This is a genomic window from Marinobacter salexigens, assembly GCF_018860765.1.
Classification (GTDB): domain Bacteria; phylum Pseudomonadota; class Gammaproteobacteria; order Pseudomonadales; family Oleiphilaceae; genus Marinobacter; species Marinobacter salexigens_A.
Genome location: NZ_JAHKPV010000007.1, coordinates 103,081 through 124,979, shown reverse-complemented (window position 1 = coordinate 124,979; position 21,899 = coordinate 103,081). Strand labels below are relative to the sequence as shown.

General features: G+C 52.4%; 21 protein-coding genes and 1 other RNA gene. 15 read left to right on the top strand and 7 right to left on the bottom strand.

What is annotated here, in order from left to right; translation table 11 throughout:
- Positions 1–16: 16 nt before the first annotated feature.
- Positions 17–268 (bottom strand): recombinase family protein, encoded by a 252-nt coding sequence (locus KO508_RS07425; protein WP_216007716.1) that lies wholly within the window; start codon positions 266–268, stop codon positions 17–19.
- A gap of 219 nt (positions 269–487) precedes the next feature.
- Between KO508_RS07425 and KO508_RS07420 the strand changes: the two genes are divergently transcribed.
- From KO508_RS07420 to KO508_RS07400, 5 genes are all read left to right on the top strand, one after another.
- Positions 488–697: a ribbon-helix-helix domain-containing protein gene (locus tag KO508_RS07420; RefSeq protein WP_216007715.1), complete on the top strand. Its 210-nt coding sequence runs from the start codon at positions 488–490 to the stop codon at positions 695–697.
- A 255-nt stretch (positions 698–952) separates the two neighbouring features.
- On the top strand, positions 953–1,516 hold the full coding sequence (locus tag KO508_RS07415) for a hypothetical protein (RefSeq protein WP_216007714.1): 564 nt from the start codon (positions 953–955) through the stop codon (positions 1,514–1,516).
- Positions 1,517–1,603: 87 nt separating this feature from the next.
- Positions 1,604–1,984 carry a hypothetical protein gene (locus tag KO508_RS07410; RefSeq protein WP_216007713.1) on the top strand — a complete coding sequence of 127 codons (381 nt, stop codon included), beginning with the start codon at positions 1,604–1,606 and terminating at the stop codon, positions 1,982–1,984.
- Between the two features lie 9 nt (positions 1,985–1,993).
- The gene (locus KO508_RS07405; RefSeq protein WP_216007712.1) at positions 1,994–2,362 is read left to right on the top strand and encodes a hypothetical protein; all 369 of its coding nucleotides are present in this window, start codon (positions 1,994–1,996) and stop codon (positions 2,360–2,362) included.
- Between the two features lie 57 nt (positions 2,363–2,419).
- Positions 2,420–2,656 (top strand): hypothetical protein, encoded by a 237-nt coding sequence (locus KO508_RS07400; RefSeq protein ID WP_216007711.1) that lies wholly within the window; start codon positions 2,420–2,422, stop codon positions 2,654–2,656.
- 195 nt (positions 2,657–2,851) lie between these two features.
- Here KO508_RS07400 and KO508_RS07395 read toward each other — a convergent pair whose 3' ends face one another.
- The 4 genes from KO508_RS07395 to smpB form a co-directional block, all read right to left on the bottom strand.
- On the bottom strand, positions 2,852–4,429 hold the full coding sequence (locus KO508_RS07395; RefSeq protein WP_216007710.1) for a site-specific integrase: 1,578 nt from the start codon (positions 4,427–4,429) through the stop codon (positions 2,852–2,854).
- Between the two features lie 87 nt (positions 4,430–4,516).
- Positions 4,517–4,879: a transfer-messenger RNA gene (ssrA, locus tag KO508_RS07390) on the bottom strand.
- A gap of 100 nt (positions 4,880–4,979) precedes the next feature.
- A complete protein-coding gene (locus tag KO508_RS07385; RefSeq protein WP_216007709.1) occupies positions 4,980–6,398 on the bottom strand; it encodes a WS/DGAT/MGAT family O-acyltransferase in 1,419 nt (472 codons plus the stop codon).
- Positions 6,399–6,462: 64 nt separating this feature from the next.
- Positions 6,463–6,942 (bottom strand): SsrA-binding protein SmpB, encoded by a 480-nt coding sequence (gene smpB, locus KO508_RS07380; RefSeq protein ID WP_216007708.1) that lies wholly within the window; start codon positions 6,940–6,942, stop codon positions 6,463–6,465.
- A gap of 179 nt (positions 6,943–7,121) precedes the next feature.
- Between smpB and KO508_RS07375 the strand changes: the two genes are divergently transcribed.
- The 3 genes from KO508_RS07375 (at position 7,122) to KO508_RS07365 (ending at position 9,546) form a co-directional block, all read left to right on the top strand.
- Positions 7,122–8,747 (top strand): sodium-dependent transporter, encoded by a 1,626-nt coding sequence (locus KO508_RS07375; protein WP_216007707.1) that lies wholly within the window; start codon positions 7,122–7,124, stop codon positions 8,745–8,747.
- A gap of 74 nt (positions 8,748–8,821) precedes the next feature.
- Positions 8,822–9,265 (top strand): type II toxin-antitoxin system RatA family toxin, encoded by a 444-nt coding sequence (locus tag KO508_RS07370; RefSeq protein WP_216007706.1) that lies wholly within the window; start codon positions 8,822–8,824, stop codon positions 9,263–9,265.
- Positions 9,265–9,546 (top strand): RnfH family protein, encoded by a 282-nt coding sequence (locus KO508_RS07365; protein WP_216007705.1) that lies wholly within the window; start codon positions 9,265–9,267, stop codon positions 9,544–9,546. Before KO508_RS07370 ends, KO508_RS07365 begins: the two co-directional genes overlap by 1 nt.
- A gap of 5 nt (positions 9,547–9,551) precedes the next feature.
- Here the strand turns inward: KO508_RS07365 and KO508_RS07360 are convergent, their stop codons facing one another.
- The gene (locus tag KO508_RS07360) at positions 9,552–9,878 is read right to left on the bottom strand and encodes an outer membrane protein assembly factor BamE (RefSeq protein WP_216007704.1); all 327 of its coding nucleotides are present in this window, start codon (positions 9,876–9,878) and stop codon (positions 9,552–9,554) included.
- Between the two features lie 122 nt (positions 9,879–10,000).
- On the opposite strand from KO508_RS07360, the gene fur reads away from it, so the two are divergent.
- Entirely contained in the window at positions 10,001–10,408 is a 408-nt protein-coding gene (gene fur, locus KO508_RS07355) for a ferric iron uptake transcriptional regulator (protein ID WP_216007703.1), read from the top strand.
- Positions 10,409–10,517: 109 nt separating this feature from the next.
- Here the strand turns inward: fur and recN are convergent, their stop codons facing one another.
- Positions 10,518–12,197 carry a DNA repair protein RecN gene (recN, locus tag KO508_RS07350; RefSeq protein WP_216007702.1) on the bottom strand — a complete coding sequence of 560 codons (1,680 nt, stop codon included), beginning with the start codon at positions 12,195–12,197 and terminating at the stop codon, positions 10,518–10,520.
- Between the two features lie 246 nt (positions 12,198–12,443).
- Here recN and grpE point away from each other — a divergent pair, with 246 nt between their 5' ends.
- The 6 genes from grpE (at position 12,444) to carB (ending at position 21,899) form a co-directional block, all read left to right on the top strand.
- Entirely contained in the window at positions 12,444–13,043 is a 600-nt protein-coding gene (gene grpE, locus KO508_RS07345) for a nucleotide exchange factor GrpE (RefSeq protein ID WP_216007701.1), read from the top strand.
- A 103-nt stretch (positions 13,044–13,146) separates the two neighbouring features.
- Entirely contained in the window at positions 13,147–15,066 is a 1,920-nt protein-coding gene (gene dnaK, locus KO508_RS07340; protein ID WP_216007700.1) for a molecular chaperone DnaK, read from the top strand.
- Positions 15,067–15,143: 77 nt separating this feature from the next.
- Entirely contained in the window at positions 15,144–16,274 is a 1,131-nt protein-coding gene (dnaJ, locus tag KO508_RS07335) for a molecular chaperone DnaJ (protein WP_216007699.1), read from the top strand.
- 24 nt (positions 16,275–16,298) lie between these two features.
- A complete protein-coding gene (gene dapB, locus KO508_RS07330) occupies positions 16,299–17,099 on the top strand; it encodes a 4-hydroxy-tetrahydrodipicolinate reductase (RefSeq protein WP_216007698.1) in 801 nt (266 codons plus the stop codon).
- A 361-nt stretch (positions 17,100–17,460) separates the two neighbouring features.
- Positions 17,461–18,591, top strand: coding sequence for a glutamine-hydrolyzing carbamoyl-phosphate synthase small subunit (carA, locus tag KO508_RS07325; protein WP_252737982.1), 1,131 nt, complete (start codon positions 17,461–17,463; stop codon positions 18,589–18,591).
- An 89-nt stretch (positions 18,592–18,680) separates the two neighbouring features.
- Entirely contained in the window at positions 18,681–21,899 is a 3,219-nt protein-coding gene (carB, locus tag KO508_RS07320; protein WP_216007696.1) for a carbamoyl-phosphate synthase large subunit, read from the top strand.

Below are 21,899 nucleotides of genomic sequence, written 5' to 3'. Positions count from 1 at the left end.
GTAGTTCGTGGAGCGCTTACGTCGCACCGGTGTCCACGACCTGCTGAACAACGTCCAGCAAATCCCGTACTGAACGACCCAGACGGCTAAGTTCGTGAACGTGAACCAGATCCCCTTCGCGGAGATTTTGCAGCATGGCGGTCAACTGGGGGCGGTTCAGGTCTTTACCGGATAGCTTGTCTTCATACTCCCGGTCTACGTTCATTCCGGGAAGCTGGCGGTCGGTTTTCTGTTCAGCGGTGGACACACGACGATAGATGAATTCCATGGTGCTTCCTCATGGTGGTGAATTCGCCGTTGTGTATCCCATGGATTATAGAGCCAAAGGAGAAGTGTCAAGTATACAGTTAATCCGACCTTTAGTGGACGCTTTTCTAGGTGTATCCGGTGGGTGTACCCAAAGTGACAGGTCGAATGGACTACGAAAGTCGATGAAATCCGAAAAAGATACATACCTGTGTAGTAAACAATATTGCAGGAGTGCTCCATGACTACACCCAAAACCACCAAAAAGAACTTCTCGCTTCCCCATTACATCGTTGAGCAGCTGGACGATGTATCCCGGCAAACAGGTTTCAGTCAGTCGAACCTAGTGCTTCAGGCGTTGGGGGAGTACCTGCACCGGTATGAGCAGGATGACACTACAGAGAACTGGATGTATTTCCGGGGAAAGTGTTCTGGGGGTGCTACCGGATAATCGAAAAAAGCGATTAGTGTTGAGTTATTAATCAAAAATAACAATCAATAAAAGGGCAAAAATTCCAGAAAGTGCGCCTACATATTTCTGGACATTTTTTGTTGGGATGGGCACCGCTGCCGTGCAGGGATTCTGCCCACCCTTTACCAACGGGAACCACCACCTTCGGGACGGCTCTTGATGGCGAAGCTATGTCTGTCCGTACCTGTAAGGGGAAGGAAGTGACAATAACAATAATAAAAGTGAGACAACAGAATGAACACAGTAGTACAGACACCCCAACGGGGTGTATTGGGCGAAGCCCAATCCCCAATGATCAAGTATGAAACCACCGCGTTCACGCGGGAAGCCTTGAAGCGGGGAATGTCCCGGCTGGCTTTCGATACGAAGCCAACGGCTTTACTGACCTTGACCGTTCAGGAACCCCGCATCCGCTACCGGAATGACGATGGTCGTTGGCTGGTGCCAGATCAGACGTTGATGAAGAAGGCGAACAACCTGTTGCACTTCATAAACTCTGACCTGTTCGGGTCAAAGTACCGCGACAAAAACAAAGGATTCAAAGGATTCGGTTGTATCGAAAAACAGGCGAACCACCAGCCCCATCTACACTTGGCAATCACGAACCCGATGCCGCCCAAATTCTACCTGAAAGCCAAGAAGGTTCTGTTTAAGAAGTTGAAGAAGTTCAGCCTATTCCACGAATCAGGAACGGACCTTCGTCTGATCGGGGGAGACGATGCCGATTATTGGCGCATTGGTGACTATCTGGGCAAAGACGGTCGCCTGCTGACTATGGGTCCGGCTGGCGTTTACTGACGGGGTGCCCACATAACGGTATAATGGTCACGCACCTTCTGGAGAGTTGGCGGATCACAGGCAAGCCAACAACGAAGGTTCGTGACCATGAGTTTTTCTGATTTTCCTGCCTTATTGCTGGAACACGGTTTCACCCCTGAAACCTATGAATTCGAATCCACCAGCCTTGGATTCCAGCACGAGATATACAACGCACTGATACACCACAGCCCGGTATTCCGGGAGCAGTCCCGGATTCGCGAACAGCTGGATGTTCCCGGTGAGATGATCCGCTGTGACCTGTTCACCTATGCCGGTGACCTGAAAACCGCTGTCCCCTTCTTCTACCGCCAGTGGTTCGAAGAACTCCGGTATGAAAACCCACTCCGGGAAGTGCTGATTCTGGATCGTGCCCACCACTCCGCACAGATACGCGCATTGACCATTAGCCAGTGCAACGCGATGACCTTTCGTTTTAACATCAAGTGAGGTGATGCTATGAACCGATTCAAAAAAGAAGAACTCCGAAAGGGACGGGAAGCCCGCACCGGGAAAACCGCCAGCGAGATCGAAGCCATTGACCGGGAAGATCGACTGAAAGCCAAGATCGAAGAACTTGCCCGGAAAATCCACATTGACCGGTTCCCGGAAGAATACGACCACTACCACGACTCCATCTCTGACGCAGCTGACCGCAGTCGCGGTATCAATCCTATGTTAGCTGATTACATTGCCAAGATCGCAGAAAAGCGCCGGAGAGACGGTGTAGCGCCCCTTGGTGATGACGGTATGCCCGTTTCCACGGATTCATGGGAAATCGCATACCGTGAAGCTGAAGCCCGGTTACGTGGGGATTCTGACGACTAACACCGGTTCTTCATCGGGGTGACCATAAATACCGGGGTCACCTTGATGGAGTGCTCAATGAAACCAACGAAGAAAAAGAATCTGGTCATTACCGGGCTTTCTGAAGAACACCTTCAGGCGTTTCTGGACTGGGCTGATGCCCTTGAATTAAGCCGGGACCAGCTGTTGATTGCCCTGATGATCAATGCCGGGTTTGTGGATGGTGGGCTTGGAGCGTTTATGCCCAATCAAACCGCGTGTGAGGAATGGGGAGAACTGCTGATTCGGCGAATTGCTCAACTAGCTAATGCATGAGGTGGAAATTTGATTAGCCTGCTGTCGGTAATGATGGTCGTCATCTGGTTCGCGGTATCGATGCTGTGTATCAGTTACTTCAACGAACACGTCTACAACAGTTGGGATGAATGGGATGCCCTGCCCATCTGGGTCAGGGTTACATCCCTACTGTTAGGACCAGTGCTGTTCATCTGGTGGTGGGTTCGCTGAAAATTAAGAGCGAATCCCGCGCTTCCAGTGCATGATCTTACTGAAATCAATGCATGCATAAGTTAACTTATTGATTATTTTCTGATTATCTTTTAGGTGTTTTGGTTTGATGTAGCGGTTTACCGTTACACTTTTCCCATCAGGTTTCTGTCCGACTAGGTGGGCAATGTGGTGGCTTGGGATGTGATATTCATGATCAAGCTTGGTTTCAACGGTATGTCTGAATGAGTGGAACACTGGATCAGTACCGTCATTCTTGCCACGACGGATGCCGCAATTTTTCTCATTTATGTACGTATCGCAGAACCAACGAGAGAAGCGTTGACCGTATCCATCCCTTTTCTTGGTCAGATCGGGGAAAAGTCTGGGGTGGTTCAGTTGTCTTACGTAGTCTAGAAAACCCATTTTTATGAGCTGCTTGTGGATTGGGACCATTCGCGCATGATGGGCTTTCTTAATCGACTTGTCTTCTTCTTGATTGATGTCGATATACCAGATGCCTGTTTCATCGTCTTGACGAATGTCAGACTTGTACAGCTGGCAAAGTTCTGACTGACGGGCTCCGGTGAATAGTGCTAGAAGTGGAACCCAGTAATAGGAAGCCCTTTTGTGACCTGTGACTGTGTACTCTTTCGATTCAAACAGGCGGCGTAATTCGTCATCAGTAAAAGTAGAGCGTTGTTCATGGTCAGGCTTTTGATCAAACCGGATGCCTTGGAGTGGGTAATGTAGGTCAGGCAGGGCATAGTTGTTCTTTGTCATCCATTGAAGAAACATAGACGCGCGACCGAGATAGCTTTTCAAAGTGTTGCCCGATAGCTTTGCGTCATCAGGAATATCCATCTCCAAAATTTCCGCAATAGTCTTGTTCGCGTAAATGCCTTTTGTTCGATTTTTGGGCAGACTTAAAAGCGCATTTTTGAATGCGACGATGCTGCTTCGTTGGAGATCGGAACCATTCAAATCTCCCAACACATGAATGAGTAGTTCTAACTTGGGCTTGATGCTGTCTGAATTTTTCTTGATGTTTTTGGGTGACCAGCCCTTTTTGGCTTCTTCCAAGTATTCAGCTATCAAGGAGCTAAGGGGGCGTGAGTCGAGTGATGGTCCACGTATTGATCTCAGCTCGGTTTGTAGCTGCGTGATGGACTCTTTGCATGCTTGCAGTTCACTCAGTGCCTGTGGGTCATTCGGATTCACTGCAGCGGCAGAGTTGTGCTTGTCCCTTAACGTCCGGTAATCGATAGCCCGCCCAAGAAGCGCGCTCTCGTATGAATTCAGTTGTGTGAGATAGCTTTCAATTTCATCCCATGCCTTTAAGCCTGTGGTATTGGCATCGTAATTCCCCAAGACCTTCATGGCTTCATTGAACATTTCGATGTTATCGAAAAATCTAGCCTTAACTTCGTCGAACATCAGCCATAACCTGCGGGCACGAACCACTGCTTCACTGCGATTGCGCGTGCCGAGTGATTTTCTAAAGAAGGCTCTATTTTGCCTCAACTGGCGCGGTATTCGAATCTGAAAGACGAATATGCCAAGGCGGTTGGTAGTGATGTATGTGGGAGTTCGAAGGGTCATTGTATCGCACCGTGTAACTCACCGGTGCGATACAATGATTTTTTGACAATTTAAGCTATTGATTTCTAAGCTTAAATTTTCGAGATTTGGTGGAGACGGCGGGAATTGAACCCGCGTCCGCCAGCACTATGCCTTGAGATCTACATGTTTATGTCCTTCAATTGATTTAACCTCAAGCGACCCGAAGGCCAGGGTGCAAGAGGCGAGTTCTTTAAATCTTAGCCGTTAGCCAGTGAACTCTGGATAACGGAGCATCCCGTAAGCGATGACGTCCTGAGATGTAGCTCTGGGCTACGGGCGACCCAGTCAGGACGACTAGCAGCTTACGCTGCTAGTGCGTAGTTTTCGTCGTTTGCGACTATTGCATTGCAGCTTTGGATTAACGAGATTCGCTGCCATCTCGACATGCACCCAAGGGTTCGCCACCAGCGTCGAAGCCATGTCGTCCCCTTACTCACAGTATATGTGGGCGCCTTGCCTGACTTCAAGGCCTCTTTGTTGTTGTTTTGCACAGGAGGCGTTCATGCCGTTCTAATTGCCGTTTTAACGCCTATGAGACCTGGCGCGTACTGCTTTGCTGGCGGCCTGCCAGAGCCGCGTGGCTCAGTGCTTTGAAGCTTTCGTGGAAGTAGTTCATTACGGCGTTGGGGTCTGCATGGATAGCTTTGTCCACCGTAATGCCGAACTGTACGGTACCCGCGTAGCTGAAAATGCTTATGCCAATACCGATATTGCCGCTTTGTGGTACCCAGAACATGGGTTGCACCAACTTACTGCCTGCCAGATAAACCGGCTCTCTGGGGCCGGGTACGTTGGTAAGCACTGCGGAGGCCTTGTTGCTGAGCAAATCCAACGCACGTCGCTCCAGTATGTCCGGGCCGCGGCCGAACAGGTCCAGCAAGCTGTAGGTAACTTGTGCTTGGTAGGACTGTTTGAGGCGGTTCATGTTTTCCTGCACCTGCCGAAAGCACATGATCGGATCCGCGATTTCAACCGGTAGGCAGACCAGCACCAGACCAAACTGGTTTCCAAGTGTTTCGATCGGTTGATTGAGTGGTCGCAGATTAAAAGGCACCGCCACACGAATGCCGCAATCCGGAATAACTTCCTTGCTCGCTTTAAAATGCCGGTGCAGAGCGCCCGTTGTTGCGCACAACAGTATATCGTTGACGGTGCCGCCCAGCGCCTTAGCACAGGCTTTCACTTCCACTAGATCTAGCGGTTCGGCCCAAGCAACTTGTTTGCGACCAGAAAGTGGGCTTTTGAGGCAGGTTTTGGGCTCGAAGGGTGAAAGACCTAGTTTGAGCAAATCCGTGGCCACACCAGTGGCGGCAGTGGCAAGTTTTAACGGGTAGTTAGGTTGCGCGCGAACCGATTGCATGAACAAGCGGGCCTGACCTGTTGCCGCTTCGGTTGTGTCGAGGGCGCGATGCAGGAGTCGGCTCACTGCTGAGGATGCCGGTTGCTCTGGAACCTTACGTGGAGCAATTCGCCTACTGCCGGGCTCTGGCGTTTTGTCAGTGAGTGAAAGCAACACCCTCACAAGGGAAATGCCATCGGCGATACAATGATGGATGCGTATTAGAAGTGCGCAGCCACCTTGGTAGTTGTCTATATAGTGAATTTGCCAGAGGGGGTGGCGCAGATCCAGAGAGGTGCTGTTTAAATCACTGGTGAGTGCTTGGAGTTCGGCTTTGGCCGCCTTTCCCGGTAGCGCTATCCGATGTAGGTGGTTGTCGATATCGAACAGGGGGTCGTCTTGCCAATATACCTTGTCGCCCTCATCAATAATGCGCTGGCGAAACCGCTGAAAACGCAAAAAGCGTTCGTTGAGGATGAGCTTCAGGCGGCTTATGGGGATCGGCTTGTCAAATACCAAAACGGCCGCGATCATCATCGGGTTGCTTGGTGTGTCCATGCGCAACCATGAGCGATCCACCGAGGTCATTTGGGTTCGTTTGGGTGGCATGGGCCCTCCCCCTGCGATGCACCGTTCGAAGTATAAGTAGGAGTAACGCCTGATTATTTAGAGGTCAGGCGTTGCCGTCACGCAAAATCCGCTGTTTCTGGCGATTCCAATCCCGCTCTTTCTCGGTGGCGCGCTTGTCAAATAGCTTTTTGCCTTTCACTAAAGCGATTTCACACTTCACTTTATTCTTTTTCCAATACAGCGCCAGAGGCACGCAAGTTTGGCCCGCTTGGCTCGTTTCCCCAATCAGCTTGGCCAACTCTTTGGCATGAAGCAACAATTTGCGAGTGCGAGTGGGGTCGGCAATCACATGGGTAGACGCGGCCGTAAGAGGCTGGAAGTGGCCGCCTAGTAGAAAGGCCTCGCCGTCTTTAAGCAACACGTAAGCGTCAGTAATTTGGGCCTTGCCAGCTCGCAGTGATTTTACTTCCCAGCCGAGTAAAACCATCCCGGCTTCAAAGCGCTCTTCTATGTGGTATTCGTGTTTCGCCTTTTTGTTAAGGGCGATGGTACTGCTCGGCGTACCGGGTTTTTTCTTGCTCATGAATCAATTATCCGGATGCGGACGAATGAACGGGCCGATCTTGTGCAGACCGGAAAAACGGGCATTGTAGCTCAGGAGTGCCAGACTGGTCACGAAATGGCCTATACAAGGTGCTGGCAGTTCGTGCCTGAAGGAGCCCTTCGGCTACAATAGGGCGTCCAATACTATCTGAGACGAAAATGCCGACGCCATACCAGACACATATCGGGTCGTTTACCCGAAAAACAACCTTCTTCTGGGCTGCAGTGGGTGCAACTGTGGGGTTGGCCAACCTTTGGCAGTTCCCCTATTTGGCCAGCCTGCACGGCGGCGGACTATTTATCTTATTGTATCTCGGTTGTTTGCTGCTGGTCACTTTGCCTCTGATGGTGACTGAAGCCGTCATAGGCCGCCACGCCCGGCATGGCATTGTGCTGGCAATGGATGGCCTGATTCGCAGTGCAAAGCGCTCGCGACTTTGGATGGCCGTGGGCAGGCTCAGCGTGGTGAGTGCCTTTTTCGTTCTATCGTTTACTGCAGTGTTTGGCGCTATTGCGCTGGCCTATGTTTTTTTTGGCGCCACAAGTAAATTTTCCGGTGTAGACCAAGCCAGTGCCACCGGTATTCTTGCCGGGCTGGTGTCCGATCCGCGAGAGTTTCGTGTGTTCATGGGTTGGCATGCGTTCTTCTTGATTATGGTGCTGTGGGTGTCTGGCCAAGGGGTCGTCGGAGGGCTTGAGCGCGCATATAGAATCGTAGTGCCAGCCACTTTGGTGCTGCTCATGGCGCTGTTCGGGCTTGCTGCGTGGTACGGAAAAATTGATGCCGCAAGCAGTAAAATTATTGAAATGCACCCACAGGACCTTACATGGGCCAGCCTGAGTGCTGCGCTGTTTCATGCATTCTACACCTTGGGGTTAGGTATGGGGGTGTGGGCGGTTTTGGGCGCTTACACCACGCCGCACACCCAGCTTAAACGATCCATTTTAGCGGTCGTTTTGATGGATACCTTGGTTGCGATTTTGGCTGGGTTGATGATTTTTGCGATGGCTACGCAAAGCAATGTGTTTGACGGTGAGCGCGGTTTTAGCCTTTTGTTTATTTCGCTTCCGGTAGCGCTTTCAGAATTAGCTTCTAGCCAGTTCATTATTACTGCTGTATTTCTGGTGGTTGTGATGATTGTGTGGTCAACGTCTTTGGCTTTGCTCGAGCCGGTAGTTGGCTGGTTTCGTGAGTGGACGGCTGCGCCCCGCGGCCTATCAGTGATTCTGGTAGGGCTCGCAGTTTGGCTTGCGGGGCTGGTGTCCTTGTTTTCGTTTAACCTTTGGGCAGAGTACCTGGTAGGCGGAGCGACGGTTTTTCGTTGGCTGGAGCTGTTAACCGGTGGCTTGATGATTCCGCTGGTGGCCGTTCTTATCGCGTTTTTTACCGGCTGGGGTCTAACACGCAATCTATCTAAAACCATGCTGGGGAAAACGCCCGGAATTTTTGGCGCAATCTGGTTTTGGGTGATGCGCTTGGTGCTGCCTCTGGCTGTTGTCTATATTGGCATTCATTACACCGCGAGTTCACTCGGTAGCCTATGCGACAATGGCAGTGAAGCGTTTTGGTGCGAACCAGCGCCTGAGATGGTCGAGCGGGAAGGCGGTGGAGAGGCTTCTGAATCGGTGGGTGCGGGCGAGAGCGGTTCAAACCCGGATAAATCTACTGACGAGACGGGAGAACTGCTCCCGGCAGAGCAAGCACCTGAAAATAAGCCCGCTCAGCCGCAACTGGGCCCTGAAAGTGCCCCTAAAGACGACGATATCCTTTATCATAGCGTTTGATTGCAGCTATCTTTCGTTATCTGGCGGCTGTGGTCGGTCTTAATGTGTATTTGTAAGCAGGACAACCGGTTCCGATGCCCCATCAGATTGATAAAACAGCTCTGGTTATGCACTCTGCTGAGCGCATGTTTCACTTGGTAAATGATATTGCCCGTTATCCCGAGTTTTTGCCGTGGTGCTCAGGTGCCGAAATTCACCAGCAAAACTCGGATCAGATAATGGCATCGCTGGAAATTGCCAAAGGCGGAGTGCGGCACAAGCTCACTACGCGCAACCAGTTGCTGATGCCGGAGGCCATTGAAATGAATCTTGTGGATGGCCCATTTCGCAATCTCACAGGGCGATGGCACTTCAAGGCACTGGATGACAACGCGTGCAAAGTGGTTCTGACTCTGGAGTTTGAGTTTTCAGGCTCTCTGTCGCGAATGACTTTTGGGCCGGTGTTTAATCAGGCAGCCACAACTATGGTCGATGCGTTCTGCCGTCGGGCTGACGACATCTACAAAGGGGGCGCATAATGCCGCAGGTTGAAGTGGCCTACGCCCGGCCAGATAAACAGGAAATCGTGAAGGTGCAGGTGCCTGAAGGGGCATCGGCGATTGAGGCCGTGAAGTTGTCTGGCATTGTGGCTATTTTCCCGGAAATCGACGCGGATTCCATCGATATGGGGATTTTTGGCAAGGTGATCAAAAAGCCAGCTGAACATGAGTTAAGGGATGGAGACAGGGTAGAGCTGTACCGTCCGCTCAAGATCGACCCGAAGCAGGCGCGCCTGAATCGGGCCAAAAAGAAGTCTTGATCGGCTCAGTAAGCTGGTGTTTCGTCTAATAGTTGTGCTTCGTAATGGGAGTAACGGTCAGCGTCGTAATAGACGATGATGCGCTGCTCTTGGATATCGCCGCCGCGACGTTGGAAGGTGTAAACGTAGTACTCCCGCGAGCTATCGACGGGGTTGAGCATTAGAGGGCTCCCAAGCAACGCCTGAACCTGATTGCGGGGCATGCCTTCGCTGAGTTTGGACAGCTCTTCAGCAGTTACAATGTTGCCTTGTTGGACGTTGATCTTATAAACGCCCGGAAAAGCGCAACCGGATAGAATCAGAGTGAGAATGAGAGCTGTGAGCTTTTGCATCGCCGGAGGAAATCCTCTATCTTGAAATCGCCTGCCAAGGGCAGGTGTGGCACGGGTTAACCGTTAAATGGCGGCTTCATCATACCGGAAGCCGTGAGGCACACCAAAGAGTGAATAGTAACATGCCATCTGAAAACGCCGAACTACGTAAAGTCGGTCTTAAAGTAACTCTACCGAGAGTGAAGATATTCAACATTCTGGAAAGCGCCAAGGATCACCACCTTAGTGCCGAGGATGTGTATAAGCGGCTTCTGGATCAGGGTGACGATGTGGGTCTGGCCACTGTGTACCGCGTACTTACCCAGTTTGAGACTGCGGGGCTGGTGTTACGCCACAACTTTGAAGGCGGCCATGCAGTATTCGAGATGGCTGGAGAAGACCATCACGATCACATGGTTTGTACTCAAACAGGGCAAGTAATTGAGTTTGTTGATGAGGTGATTGAGGAGCGCCAAAAGAAAATAGCGAAAGAGCATGGTTACGAGATTGTCGAGCACAGCCTGATTCTTTACGTTAAGCCCTTAAAGTAAGCATTCAGCGCTAGAAGTGGTATAAAAAAGGGGCGGGCCGTTAAGCCTGCCCCAATAGCTCTCAAAGTTGAGAGGGGAATCGAGAGGGAATCTCGCCTGCGCCATCTGATCAGTGGTGGGTGGCCTGTCCCTTGGAAAACATTTCTGTCGCGTGGGCAAGGGTGTGTTCAGTCATATCCACGCCGCCTAGCATTCTTGCCACTTCACTAATCCTTCCCTGGTCGTCCAGAGATTCGATTTTCGAGAAAGTCGCGTCTTGCTGTGTGAATTTGCTAACAAATAAGTGTTGGTGGCACTGGGCTGCAACCTGTGGCAGGTGGGTCACGCAGATTACTTGGCCATTGGCTCCCAGTGAGCGCAATAGCTTGCCAACCACCTCAGCTGTGCCGCCGCCAATACCGACATCCACTTCGTCAAAGATCAGGGTTGGTGTTGTCGAAGTTTGAGCGACAACCACCTGAATCGCGAGGCTGATGCGTGACAGTTCGCCGCCGGACGCTACTTTGGCGAGAGGTCTTGCGGGTTGCCCTGGATTGGCACTCACCAAGAACTCTATTTCTTCAAGTCCGTGCGGTGCCGGTTCATCCTGATTGTTGCGGCTTAAGTGAGTAACAAACTGAACTGATGGCATGCTTAACTGAGCCAGCTCGCCAGCAATACGCTGCTCCAGCTCGCCCGCTGCCTTGGCTCGCATTTCTGAAAGCTTACGCGCTAGCTGATTGAAACGGTCGCGATGGCTTTCCAGCTCCTCTTCCAGCTTTTCTAGGCTACCTTCGCCACCGTCCAGTTCGGCTAGCTCTGCGCTTTGCCGTTTATGGAACTCGGGAAGCTCCTCGGGGTTGATGCGATGCTTGCGGGCCATCTGGTATATCGCGCTGAGCCTGTCTTCAACTTGGCTCAGGCGCGCGGGGTCGGCCTCGTAGTCATCCACAAAATGACGGAGGTTGTCGCCCGCCTCGCTGATTTGTATTTGTGCTTCGTTGAGCATTTGAATGGTGTCGGCTAACGCTGGTACCTCAACCGGTAACTGCTCCAGTTGCTGCAGTGCCTGGCGAACCAAACCTGCTGCGTTGGTTTCATCTTCGGTGCACAGCAGTGCGGCCTGCTGGGTGTTGTGAAGAATGGCGTCAGCTTGGCTAAGGTGCGCCTGTTCCTGCTCCAGTTGTTCCTGCTCGCCGCTTTCCAGCGCAAGCCGGTCAAGTTCTTCCACTTGATAGCGCAGAAGTTGCAGCTTAGCTTCAGACTCTTCTGCATTTTGCTGTCGTTCGGTCAACTTCGTGCGGATTTGGTTCCAGACCTTCCAGGCTTCGCGAGTCTGGGTGGCAAGCGTTTTCGCGCCAGCGAACTCGTCAATCAGCTTGCGGTGTGTTTCTTTGCGCAGGAGTGATTGATGTTGGTGTTGGCTATGAATGTCCATCAATAGCCCGCCCAGATCTTTCAGGTGCGCAAGCGGGCAGGGTTGGCCGTTGATATAAGCCCTTGAGCGTCCATCTTTGCTGATTGCCCGCCGCAGAATGCAGTCGTTGTCGTCATCCAGTTCATGGCGTTCAAGCCATTGTAAAGCCTCGGGGATACCTGCAACGTCAAATGTTGCAGTGATATCTGCACGCTTTGCGCCATGCCTTACGGCTCCTGCGTCAGCGCGGCTCCCCATGGCTAACCCGAGGGCGTCCAGAACGATGGACTTGCCAGCGCCAGTTTCGCCAGTGAGGGCTGTCATTCCTTTGTTGAACTGCAGTTCGACTCGCTCTGCAATTGCGTAGTTGGAAACGGTGAGCTGTGTGAGCATGCAGATAACCTCCGCTCTTCAAAATATACTGTTCTTTCATACAGTGACTGTGAATATATACAGGTAAATTTGTGTTTGCAAACACATCGACGAGATTTTCTTCAGGAATGGGACTTGTGGCGGTTGAAACCTGGACGGCAAACCCCATATTCGTTCGCAATAACATTCTTCCGGCTCTGCGAGGCCGGAGCCTATGTTCAATGGGCCGCGTTTAAGCCGGCCACCGAAGATCTGGCAGGAGTAGTCATGAACAGCGACGAAAACCGCAACGAGCAAGTTGATGAATTGAATGAGGCCGCGGAAGCGGCAGCAGATGAAGTACAGGCAGCAGGAGAAGTTCAGCGGGATGAGGTTTCTGAGCTGGATGCGCTAAAAGAGCAGCTTCAGGATTCTCAGGAGCAAATGCTGCGGTTGCAAGCTGAGATGCAGAATGTGCGTCGTCGGGCTGAGATGGACGTTCAGAAAGCGCATAAGTTTGCGCTGGAGAAGTTTGTTAAAGAGCTTCTCCCTGTGGCTGACAGTCTCGAGAAAGCGGTTGAAAGTACCGAGGGTCAGGAGGCTGCCGGTGAGTTGGTGGCCTCTATCCGTCAAGGTGTGGAGATGACGCTCAATTTGTTTGTTTCGAGTTTGAAGAAGTTCAACGTTGAGCCGCTGAACCCGGTCGGCGAACCGTTCGATCCCCAGCAGCACGAAGCTATGTCAATGGTGCCGGCGCCTGATGCCGAGCCGAACAGCGTGGTAGCTGTGGTCCAGAAAGGCTATCTGCTTAACGGTCGTGTAGTTCGTCCTGCAATGGTGATGGTGGCCAAAGCTCAAGACGCACCAAAAATTGATGAGCAGGCTTGAAAAGCCGGCTAAAGCGCCAATATAGCCATTAAATAGAATTAGCCGGAATTAATGTTTCCGGGCAACCATTAAGTGCAGCATTCAGAAGAACTGGAGTGAATCAATGAGCAAGATTATCGGTATCGACCTTGGAACGACCAACTCGTGTGTAGCCATCATGGATGGCGACAAAGTCCGAGTTATTGAAAACGCGGAAGGTGATCGCACCACGCCATCGCTCATCGCTTACACCGATGATAACGAGATTTTGGTAGGTCAGTCAGCCAAGCGTCAGGCAGTTACGAACCCCCAAAACACCATCTATGCTATCAAGCGTCTGATCGGTCGTCGGTTCAAAGACGACGTTGTTCAGAAAGATATTAAGATGGTTCCTTACAAGATTTCCGAGGCAGACAACGGTGATGCGTGGGTAGAAGTTAAAGGCCAGAAAATGGCACCGCCTCAGGTGTCTGCAGAAATTCTGAAGAAGATGAAGAAAACTGCAGAAGATTATCTGGGTGAGAAAGTAACTGAAGCGGTTATCACCGTTCCAGCTTACTTTAACGATAGTCAGCGTCAGGCCACTAAAGATGCGGGCCGAATTGCTGGTTTGGAAGTGAAACGTATTATCAACGAGCCGACTGCGGCAGCTTTGGCTTACGGTCTGGATAAGAAGAGCGGTGATCGCACCGTAGCAGTCTACGACTTGGGCGGCGGCACCTTCGACCTCTCCATCATCGAAATCGCAGATGTGGATGGCGAGCACCAATTTGAAGTGTTGGCAACTAATGGTGACACCTTCTTGGGTGGTGAAGACTTCGATATGAAAATCATCGAATTCCTTGCTGACCAATTCAAAAAAGATAGTGGGATTGATCTGCGTGGCGACTCTCTGGCCATGCAGCGTCTGAAGGAAGCCGGTGAGAAGGCCAAGATCGAGCTGTCCAGCAGCCAGCAGACCGACGTAAACCTGCCGTACATTACTGCGGATGCTAGCGGTCCCAAGCACATGAACGTGAAGCTGACCCGTGCCAAGCTTGAGTCGTTGGTTGAAGATTTGGTCCAGCGCAGCCTCGAGCCTTGTAAAGTTGCTTTGAAGGACTCCGGTCTGAGCGTCGGTGAAGTAGACGAAGTGATTTTGGTTGGTGGCCAGACCCGTATGCCGCTGGTTCAGGAAAAAGTGAAAGAGTTCTTTGGCAAAGATGCTCGTAAGGACGTAAACCCAGATGAAGCAGTTGCCATGGGTGCAGCAATTCAGGCGGCGGTACTTTCTGGGGATGTAAAAGACGTTCTTCTTCTGGACGTAACGCCACTAACCTTGGGTATTGAAACCATGGGTGGTGTGGCCACGCCGGTAATCGACAAGAACACAACGATTCCGACCAAGAAGTCGCAAACCTTCTCTACGGCAGAAGATAACCAAACAGCAGTGACTATTCACGTTGTTCAGGGTGAGCGTAAACAGGCGACGCAGAACAAGTCCTTGGGTCGATTCGATCTGGCCGACATTCCGCCAGCCTCGCGTGGTGTGCCACAAATCGAAGTAACCTTCGATATCGATGCCAACGGTATTTTGAACGTGTCTGCGAAAGACAAGGCGACTGGCAAAGAGCAGTCCATCGTGATCAAAGCCTCTTCTGGTCTGAACGATGATGAAATCGAGAAGATGGTGCAGGATGCCGAGGCGAATGCCGAGGAAGATCGCAAGTTTGAAGAACTGGTTCAGGCTCGTAACCAAGGCGATGCCATGGTGCACGCTGTACGCAAGACCCTGACGGATGCCGCTGACAAAGTTAGCGACAGCGAGAAAGAGTCGATTGAAGCGGCGATTAAGGAGCTGGAAGAGGCATTGACCGGTTCCGACAAGGATGACATTGAAGCCAAGACACAGAAACTGACCGAAGTTTCAGGTGAGCTGGCCCAGAAGATGTACGCAGATCAGGATGGTCAAGCGCAAGAGGCAGGTGGGCAGGAGCAGGCTCAGCCAGCTGACGATGCGGTGGACGCCGAGTTCGAAGAAGTCAAAGACGACGAAAAGAAGTAATTCTGACGTACATCAGGTAGTTGGAAAACGCGGATTTGGTCCGCGTTTTCCGCGTTTAAAAAACAGGGTTTTAAAGCATGGCCAAGCGCGATTATTACGACATTCTCGGAGTTTCCCGGGACGCGGACGAGAAAGACATCAAGCGAGCTTATCGAAAGCTCGCGATGAAATACCATCCCGACCGTAATCCGGAAGATAAAGACGCCGAGAACAAGTTCAAAGAGGCCAGCGAAGCCTACGAAATACTGGCAGACCAGTCCAAGCGCGCGGCCTACGATCAGTACGGCCATGCTGGTGTGGATGGTCAGGCTGGCGGCGGATTTGGTGGCGGCAGCGGCAACTTCTCCGACATCTTTGGTGATGTGTTTGGTGACATATTTGGTGGCGGCGGCCGAGGCGGTCGTAACACCCGTGGCTCTGACCTGCGCTACACCTTGGAGCTGGATCTTGAAGAGGCGGTAAAAGGCAAAACCGTCAAGATCACAATCCCCGGACACCGCGAATGTGATGCCTGTGAGGGCAGTGGTGCGGAAAAAGGCTCCCGTCCAGAAACCTGTGGAACCTGTAAGGGTATGGGTCAAGTGCGCATGCAGCAGGGCTTCTTTGCGGTGCAGCAAGCTTGTCCCACATGCCGCGGCTCCGGCCAGATCATTAAGAACCCTTGTAAGGTTTGTCATGGTCAGGGCAGGGTGCGAGAAGAGAAAACACTCTCCGTTAAAGTGCCACCTGGTGTAGATACCGGCGACCGTATACGGCTCTCTGGCGAAGGCGAGATGGGTATCGATGGCGGCCCCTCAGGCGATCTGTATGTTCAGATGTCCGTTCGAGAGCATTCCATCTTCACCCGTGACGGACGCAACCTATATTGCGAAGTTCCTATCAGCATTATCGACGCCACGCTCGGTGGCGAGTTGGAGGTGCCGACGCTGGATGGTCGCGTGAAACTAAGAATCCCGGCAGAAACCCAAACGGGTAAGCTCTTCCGCCTGCGTAACAAAGGTGTTAGTCCGGTTCGTGGAGGCCCGTCCGGTGATCTGCTGTGCCGAGTGATTGTTGAGACACCGGTTAACCTGACCAAGCGACAGAAAGAACTGCTTGAAGAGTTTCAGGTAACTCTCGACGGAAGCAACAACGGAACAAACCACGCGCCCAAAAAAACCTCGTGGTTTGAAGGTGTTAAGAGCTTCTTCGACGAAATGAAATTCTGAACCGCTGCATATAAGGATAAAGTCATGAGGGTAGCAATCATCGGCGCCGCCGGGCGCATGGGGAAGGTGCTGATCGAGGCGGTTGACGGCACGGAAGGGCTGGAGCTTGGTGCGGCCATCGTAGAACCGGGCAGCAGTCTCATTGGAGCTGATGCTGGCGAAATGAGCAGCATCGGCAAAACCGGGGTAAAGATGGCGGGTACTCTAGCTGATGTGAAAGATGATTTTGATGTACTTGTCGATTTCACCTTTCCGGACCTTACTCTGGAAAATGCGGAGTTCTGCAAAGCCAACGGCAAAATGCTGATCATCGGTACCACCGGCCTGACCGATGCCGAAAAGCAGCAGTTGGCTATAGCTGCAGAATCTACCCAGGTGGTGTTTGCGCCCAACATGAGTGTGGGTGTTAACGTGGTGCTCAACCTTCTGCGCACGGCGGCAGCCACGCTGGGGGACGACTACGACGTCGAAATCATCGAAGCCCACCACCGCCACAAAAAAGACGCACCTTCCGGTACTGCCCTGCGCATGGGCGAAGTAGTTGCTGATGCACTAGATCGCGACCTCAAAGAATGTGCAGTCTATGGCCGTGAAGGTTTCACTGGCGAGCGCACTTGCAAGGAAATCGGTTTCGAAACCATCCGCGCCGGTGACGTAGTGGGTGATCACACAGTACTCTTCGCCACCGAAGGCGAACGCGTCGAGATTACTCACAAGGCAAGCAGTCGGATGACTTTCGCAAAAGGTGCCATGCGCGCTGCTCTGTGGCTGAAAGATAAGCCGGCCGGTTTGTATGATATGCAGGATGTTCTTTCGTTGAAGTGAGTCTCAGGCCACTCAGAGGCGGCGGGCTGTACTCATCGTCCGGAAATGTCGGAGGCCATGGATGGCCGGAGTCAAGCGCACAGGGATGTGCTTGTAGCGCTTTCCGGACGATGAGTACAGAACGCCGCCGGTGTTGGAGCCATGTAATATTTTACATGGACACAAAACCGCAGTTTTTATACAATAAGGCGGTTTAACTGCACCAAGCGTAGGCTTTTAAAAGCCCAAGGGACAAATAAAGTCCCCGGATAACAAAAAGCGGGACGGAGTTTTTACTCCCTCTCGCTTTTTTGCGACCTGAATTTGCGCTTGCGTTCCTGCACGTGACGAACCGAAACGCCACCCGATGAGGATACAAGCCTTGAGCACACCCGCAATCCTTGCACTCGCAGACGGAAGCCTGTTTTACGGCACCGCTATTGGCGCTGACGGCGAAACCAGTGGCGAAGTGGTGTTTAACACCGCCATGACCGGCTACCAAGAAATATTGACGGATCCGTCCTACGCCCGCCAGCTCGTTACCCTGACTTATCCTCACATCGGCAACACCGGCGTGAACGAAGAAGATGTAGAGTCAGATCGCGTTCAAGCCGCTGGCCTGATCATCCGAGACCTACCCCTAGTAGCCAGCAACTGGCGCAGCACCGGATCGTTGGACGAATACCTGCGAAGCAACAACATTGTCGGAATCGCCGATATTGACACCCGCCGCCTTACTCGCATCCTCCGCGACAAAGGCTCACAGAGTGGTGCTATTGTAGCTGGAGCTAATGCCACGCCAGAGCGTGCGCTGGAGCTGGCCAACGCGTTCCCTGGGCTTGAAGGCATGGATTTGGCCAAAGTTGTTACCTGCGAAAAGCCCTACAAGTGGACTCAAGGCGAATGGACACTCGGGGAAGGCTACGCAGAAGATAACGAACAAAAGTTCAAAGTTGTAGCTTGGGATTACGGTATAAAGTTCAACATATTGCGTATGCTCGCAGCTCGCGGCTGTGAAGTAACTGTTGTGCCTGCTCAAACACCAGCGTCAGAAGTGTTGGCTATGAATCCTGACGGCGTATTCTTATCCAACGGCCCCGGCGACCCAGAGCCTTGTGACTACGCAATCAAGGCCATTCAAGATGTGCTTGAAACCGACATTCCTGTATTTGGCATTTGTTTGGGGCATCAGCTTCTGGCAATTGCCAGTGGCGCGAAAAGCATGAAGATGAAGCATGGCCATCACGGCGCTAACCACCCGGTTCAGAGCCTCGAAAACGGCACTGTCATGATTACCAGCCAGAACCATGGGTTTGCGGTGGACGAGGCTTCATTGCCCTCCGTGCTGGAAGTTACCCATAAATCGCTGTTCGACGGCACTTTGCAAGGCGTTCGCCGTACCGACAAACCAGCATTCAGTTTTCAGGGGCATCCAGAAGCGAGCCCCGGGCCGGGTGATGTGGCGACTTTGTTTGACGAGTTTATTCGGCTGATGGAAGCCCGTACGGCCTGATGCCGGGCCAAGGACACAAGCGTCACCTAGACACGCGCCGCGTTTTTGCGCTGCAAGAATTTAAACGTTGCTGACAGGTTTACCAAAACATGCCAAAACGGACCGATATTAAAAGTATCCTGATTCTGGGCGCAGGCCCGATAGTAATCGGGCAGGCGTGCGAATTTGACTACTCCGGAGCTCAGGCTTGTAAAGCCCTGCGTGAGGAAGGCTACCGCGTCATTCTGGTTAACTCGAACCCGGCCACCATCATGACCGATCCGGTGATGGCAGATGCCACCTACATCGAACCGATTACCTGGCAAACTGTTGCCAAAATCATCGAAAAAGAGAAGCCCGATGCTGTGCTGCCGACCATGGGTGGCCAGACTGCACTGAATTGTGCGCTGGAATTAGAGAGGCACGGGGTTTTGGCTGAGCACGGCGTTGAAATGATTGGCGCCAATGCAGACACCATCGACAAGGCCGAAGACCGGAGTCGTTTCGATAAGGCCATGAAGGCCATAGGTCTTGAGTGCCCGCGTGCCTCCATAGCACACACCATGGAAGAAGCTTGGAAAGTTGCTGAAGACATCGGCTTCCCATGCATTATTCGCCCATCGTTCACCATGGGCGGCTCTGGTGGCGGTATCGCCTACAACCGGGACGAGTTTGAAGAGATTTGTACCCGCGGTCTCGACCTTTCCCCCACCAACGAGCTGCTTATCGATGAGTCGTTGATCGGTTGGAAAGAGTATGAAATGGAAGTCGTGCGCGACAAAGCGGACAACTGCATTATCGTGTGCTCTATTGAGAACTTTGACGCCATGGGCGTCCACACCGGCGATTCCATCACCGTCGCGCCAGCTCAGACGCTGACCGACAAGGAATACCAGATCATGCGCGATGCATCACTGGCAGTGCTGCGCGAAATAGGTGTGGAAACTGGGGGTTCTAACGTACAGTTTGGTATTCACCCGGACACCGGCCGTATGGTTGTTATCGAGATGAATCCGAGGGTATCCAGATCGTCGGCTCTGGCCTCCAAGGCAACGGGCTTCCCGATTGCTAAAGTTGCCGCCAAGCTCGCAGTGGGCTACACGCTGGATGAACTGCGCAACGAGATAACCGGCGGCGTAACACCGGCATCTTTCGAGCCTAGTATCGATTACGTGGTTACAAAAATTCCCCGGTTTACCTTTGAAAAATTCCCACAGGCCGACGCTCGCCTGACCACCCAGATGAAGTCGGTTGGCGAAGTTATGGCCATTGGCCGCACCTTCCAAGAGTCTCTGCAAAAAGCCCTGCGTGGGTTGGAAGTAGGCTCAGACGGGTTTGATGAGAGGCTCGAAGAGTTCACTTCCGAAAGCTCCCGCGAAACTCTTACCCGCGAGCTTAGCGTTCCTGGCGCTGACCGTGTCTGGTACATCGGTGATGCCTTCCGTGCCGGGTTGAGCGTGGAAGATGTGTTCGAGTTCACCAAGGTAGACCCTTGGTATCTGGTACAAATCGAAGATCTTATCCTCGAAGAGCAGGCTCTGAAGTCTGCTGGTAAAGCCGATATCGATCATGCCACCTTGTTTCGACTCAAGCGCAAGGGCTTCTCTGACGCCCGTCTGGCCAAGTTGCTAGGGATCACGGATGTGAGCCTGCGCAGGTTGCGGCACGATTTGAACATCCGCCCGGTATACAAGCGTGTGGACAGTTGTGCGGCCGAATTTGCTTCGGCTACCGCCTACATGTACTCCACCTACGAGGAAGAGTGCGAAGCATTGCCCAGTGATCGCGAGAAAATCGTTGTTATCGGCGGTGGTCCTAACCGTATCGGTCAGGGTATCGAGTTCGATTACTGCTGCGTGCACGCCGCCTTTGCCATGCGGGAAGATGGTTATGAAACCATCATGATCAACTGCAACCCAGAAACCGTCTCCACCGATTATGATACCTCTGATCGGTTATATTTTGAGCCGATTACGCTGGAAGATGTGCTGGAAATTATCAGCATCGAGAAGCCCAAGGGTGTGATCGTTCAGTACGGCGGCCAAACTCCGCTGAAACTGGCGCGTGGTCTGGAAGCCGCGGGTGTGCCTATTATCGGTACCAGCCCGGACGCCATTGACCGGGCAGAAGACCGTGAGCGGTTCCAGCAGATGATTCAGCGTCTGGGGCTCAAGCAGCCGGAAAACGCTACTGTGCGCAGCCTTGAAGAGGGCATAGTTGCGGCCAGTGAAATTGGCTATCCGCTGGTGGTGCGTCCATCCTACGTGCTGGGCGGCCGTGCTATGGAGATTGTATACGGCGAAGAGGAGCTGGTGCGTTACATGCGCAGTGCTGTTCTTGTGTCCAACGACAGCCCGGTATTGCTGGATCACTTTTTGAATGCCGCCATCGAGGTGGATATTGACGCTATCTGCGACGGTAAGGATGTAGTTATTGGCGGCATTATGCAGCATATTGAACAGGCAGGTATTCACTCCGGTGATTCTGCTTGTTCCTTGCCGCCCTACACGCTGCCTGCCGATGTTCAAGACGCTATGCGCGAGGCGGTCAGAAAAATGGCCATCGAATTAGAAGTGGTCGGCTTGATGAATGTGCAGTTGGCTTGGCAGGATGACGAGATTTACGTGATCGAAGTTAACCCCCGTGCCTCAAGAACCGTACCTTTCGTATCAAAGGCCATTGGTGTATCTCTGGCGAAAGTGGCGGCGCGAGTAATGGCTGGTACCTCCCTTGCGGAGCAAGGCTTTACTAAAGAAGTTGTGCCTAGCTACTACGCGGTAAAAGAGTCCGTGTTCCCGTTCAATAAATTCCCCTCGGTGGATCCGATTCTTGGGCCAGAAATGAAGTCAACGGGCGAGGTAATGGGGCTTGGCGACAGCTTCGATGAGGCCTTTGCCAAGGCGTCGCTAGCCATTGGAGAGCGCTTGCCTTCCAGTGGTACGGTGTTCATGTCAGTTCGTGATGTAGACAAGGCGGGTGCCATTCAGGTTGCTCGCGATCTGGTTGATATTGGCTTCCAGCTTGTCGCTACAACTGGCACCGCGAAAGCGCTTCGAGAGCAAGGCATTGAGGTGGCTCGTGTTAATAAAGTGGGAGAGGGGCGGCCACATATTGTAGACGCCATCAAGAATGGTCAGGTCCAGCTCATTATTAATACCACTGAAGGCCGTAAGGCCGTGTCTGATTCGGCGCAGATTCGCCAATCAGCTCTGCAGACCAAAGTAGCTTACACAACAACATTGGCTGGCGGCGAAGCCTTCTGTCGGGCTATCAAGTTCGGCCCAGAGCGCACAGTACGCCGCCTGCAAGACCTTCACGCCGGGAAGTAA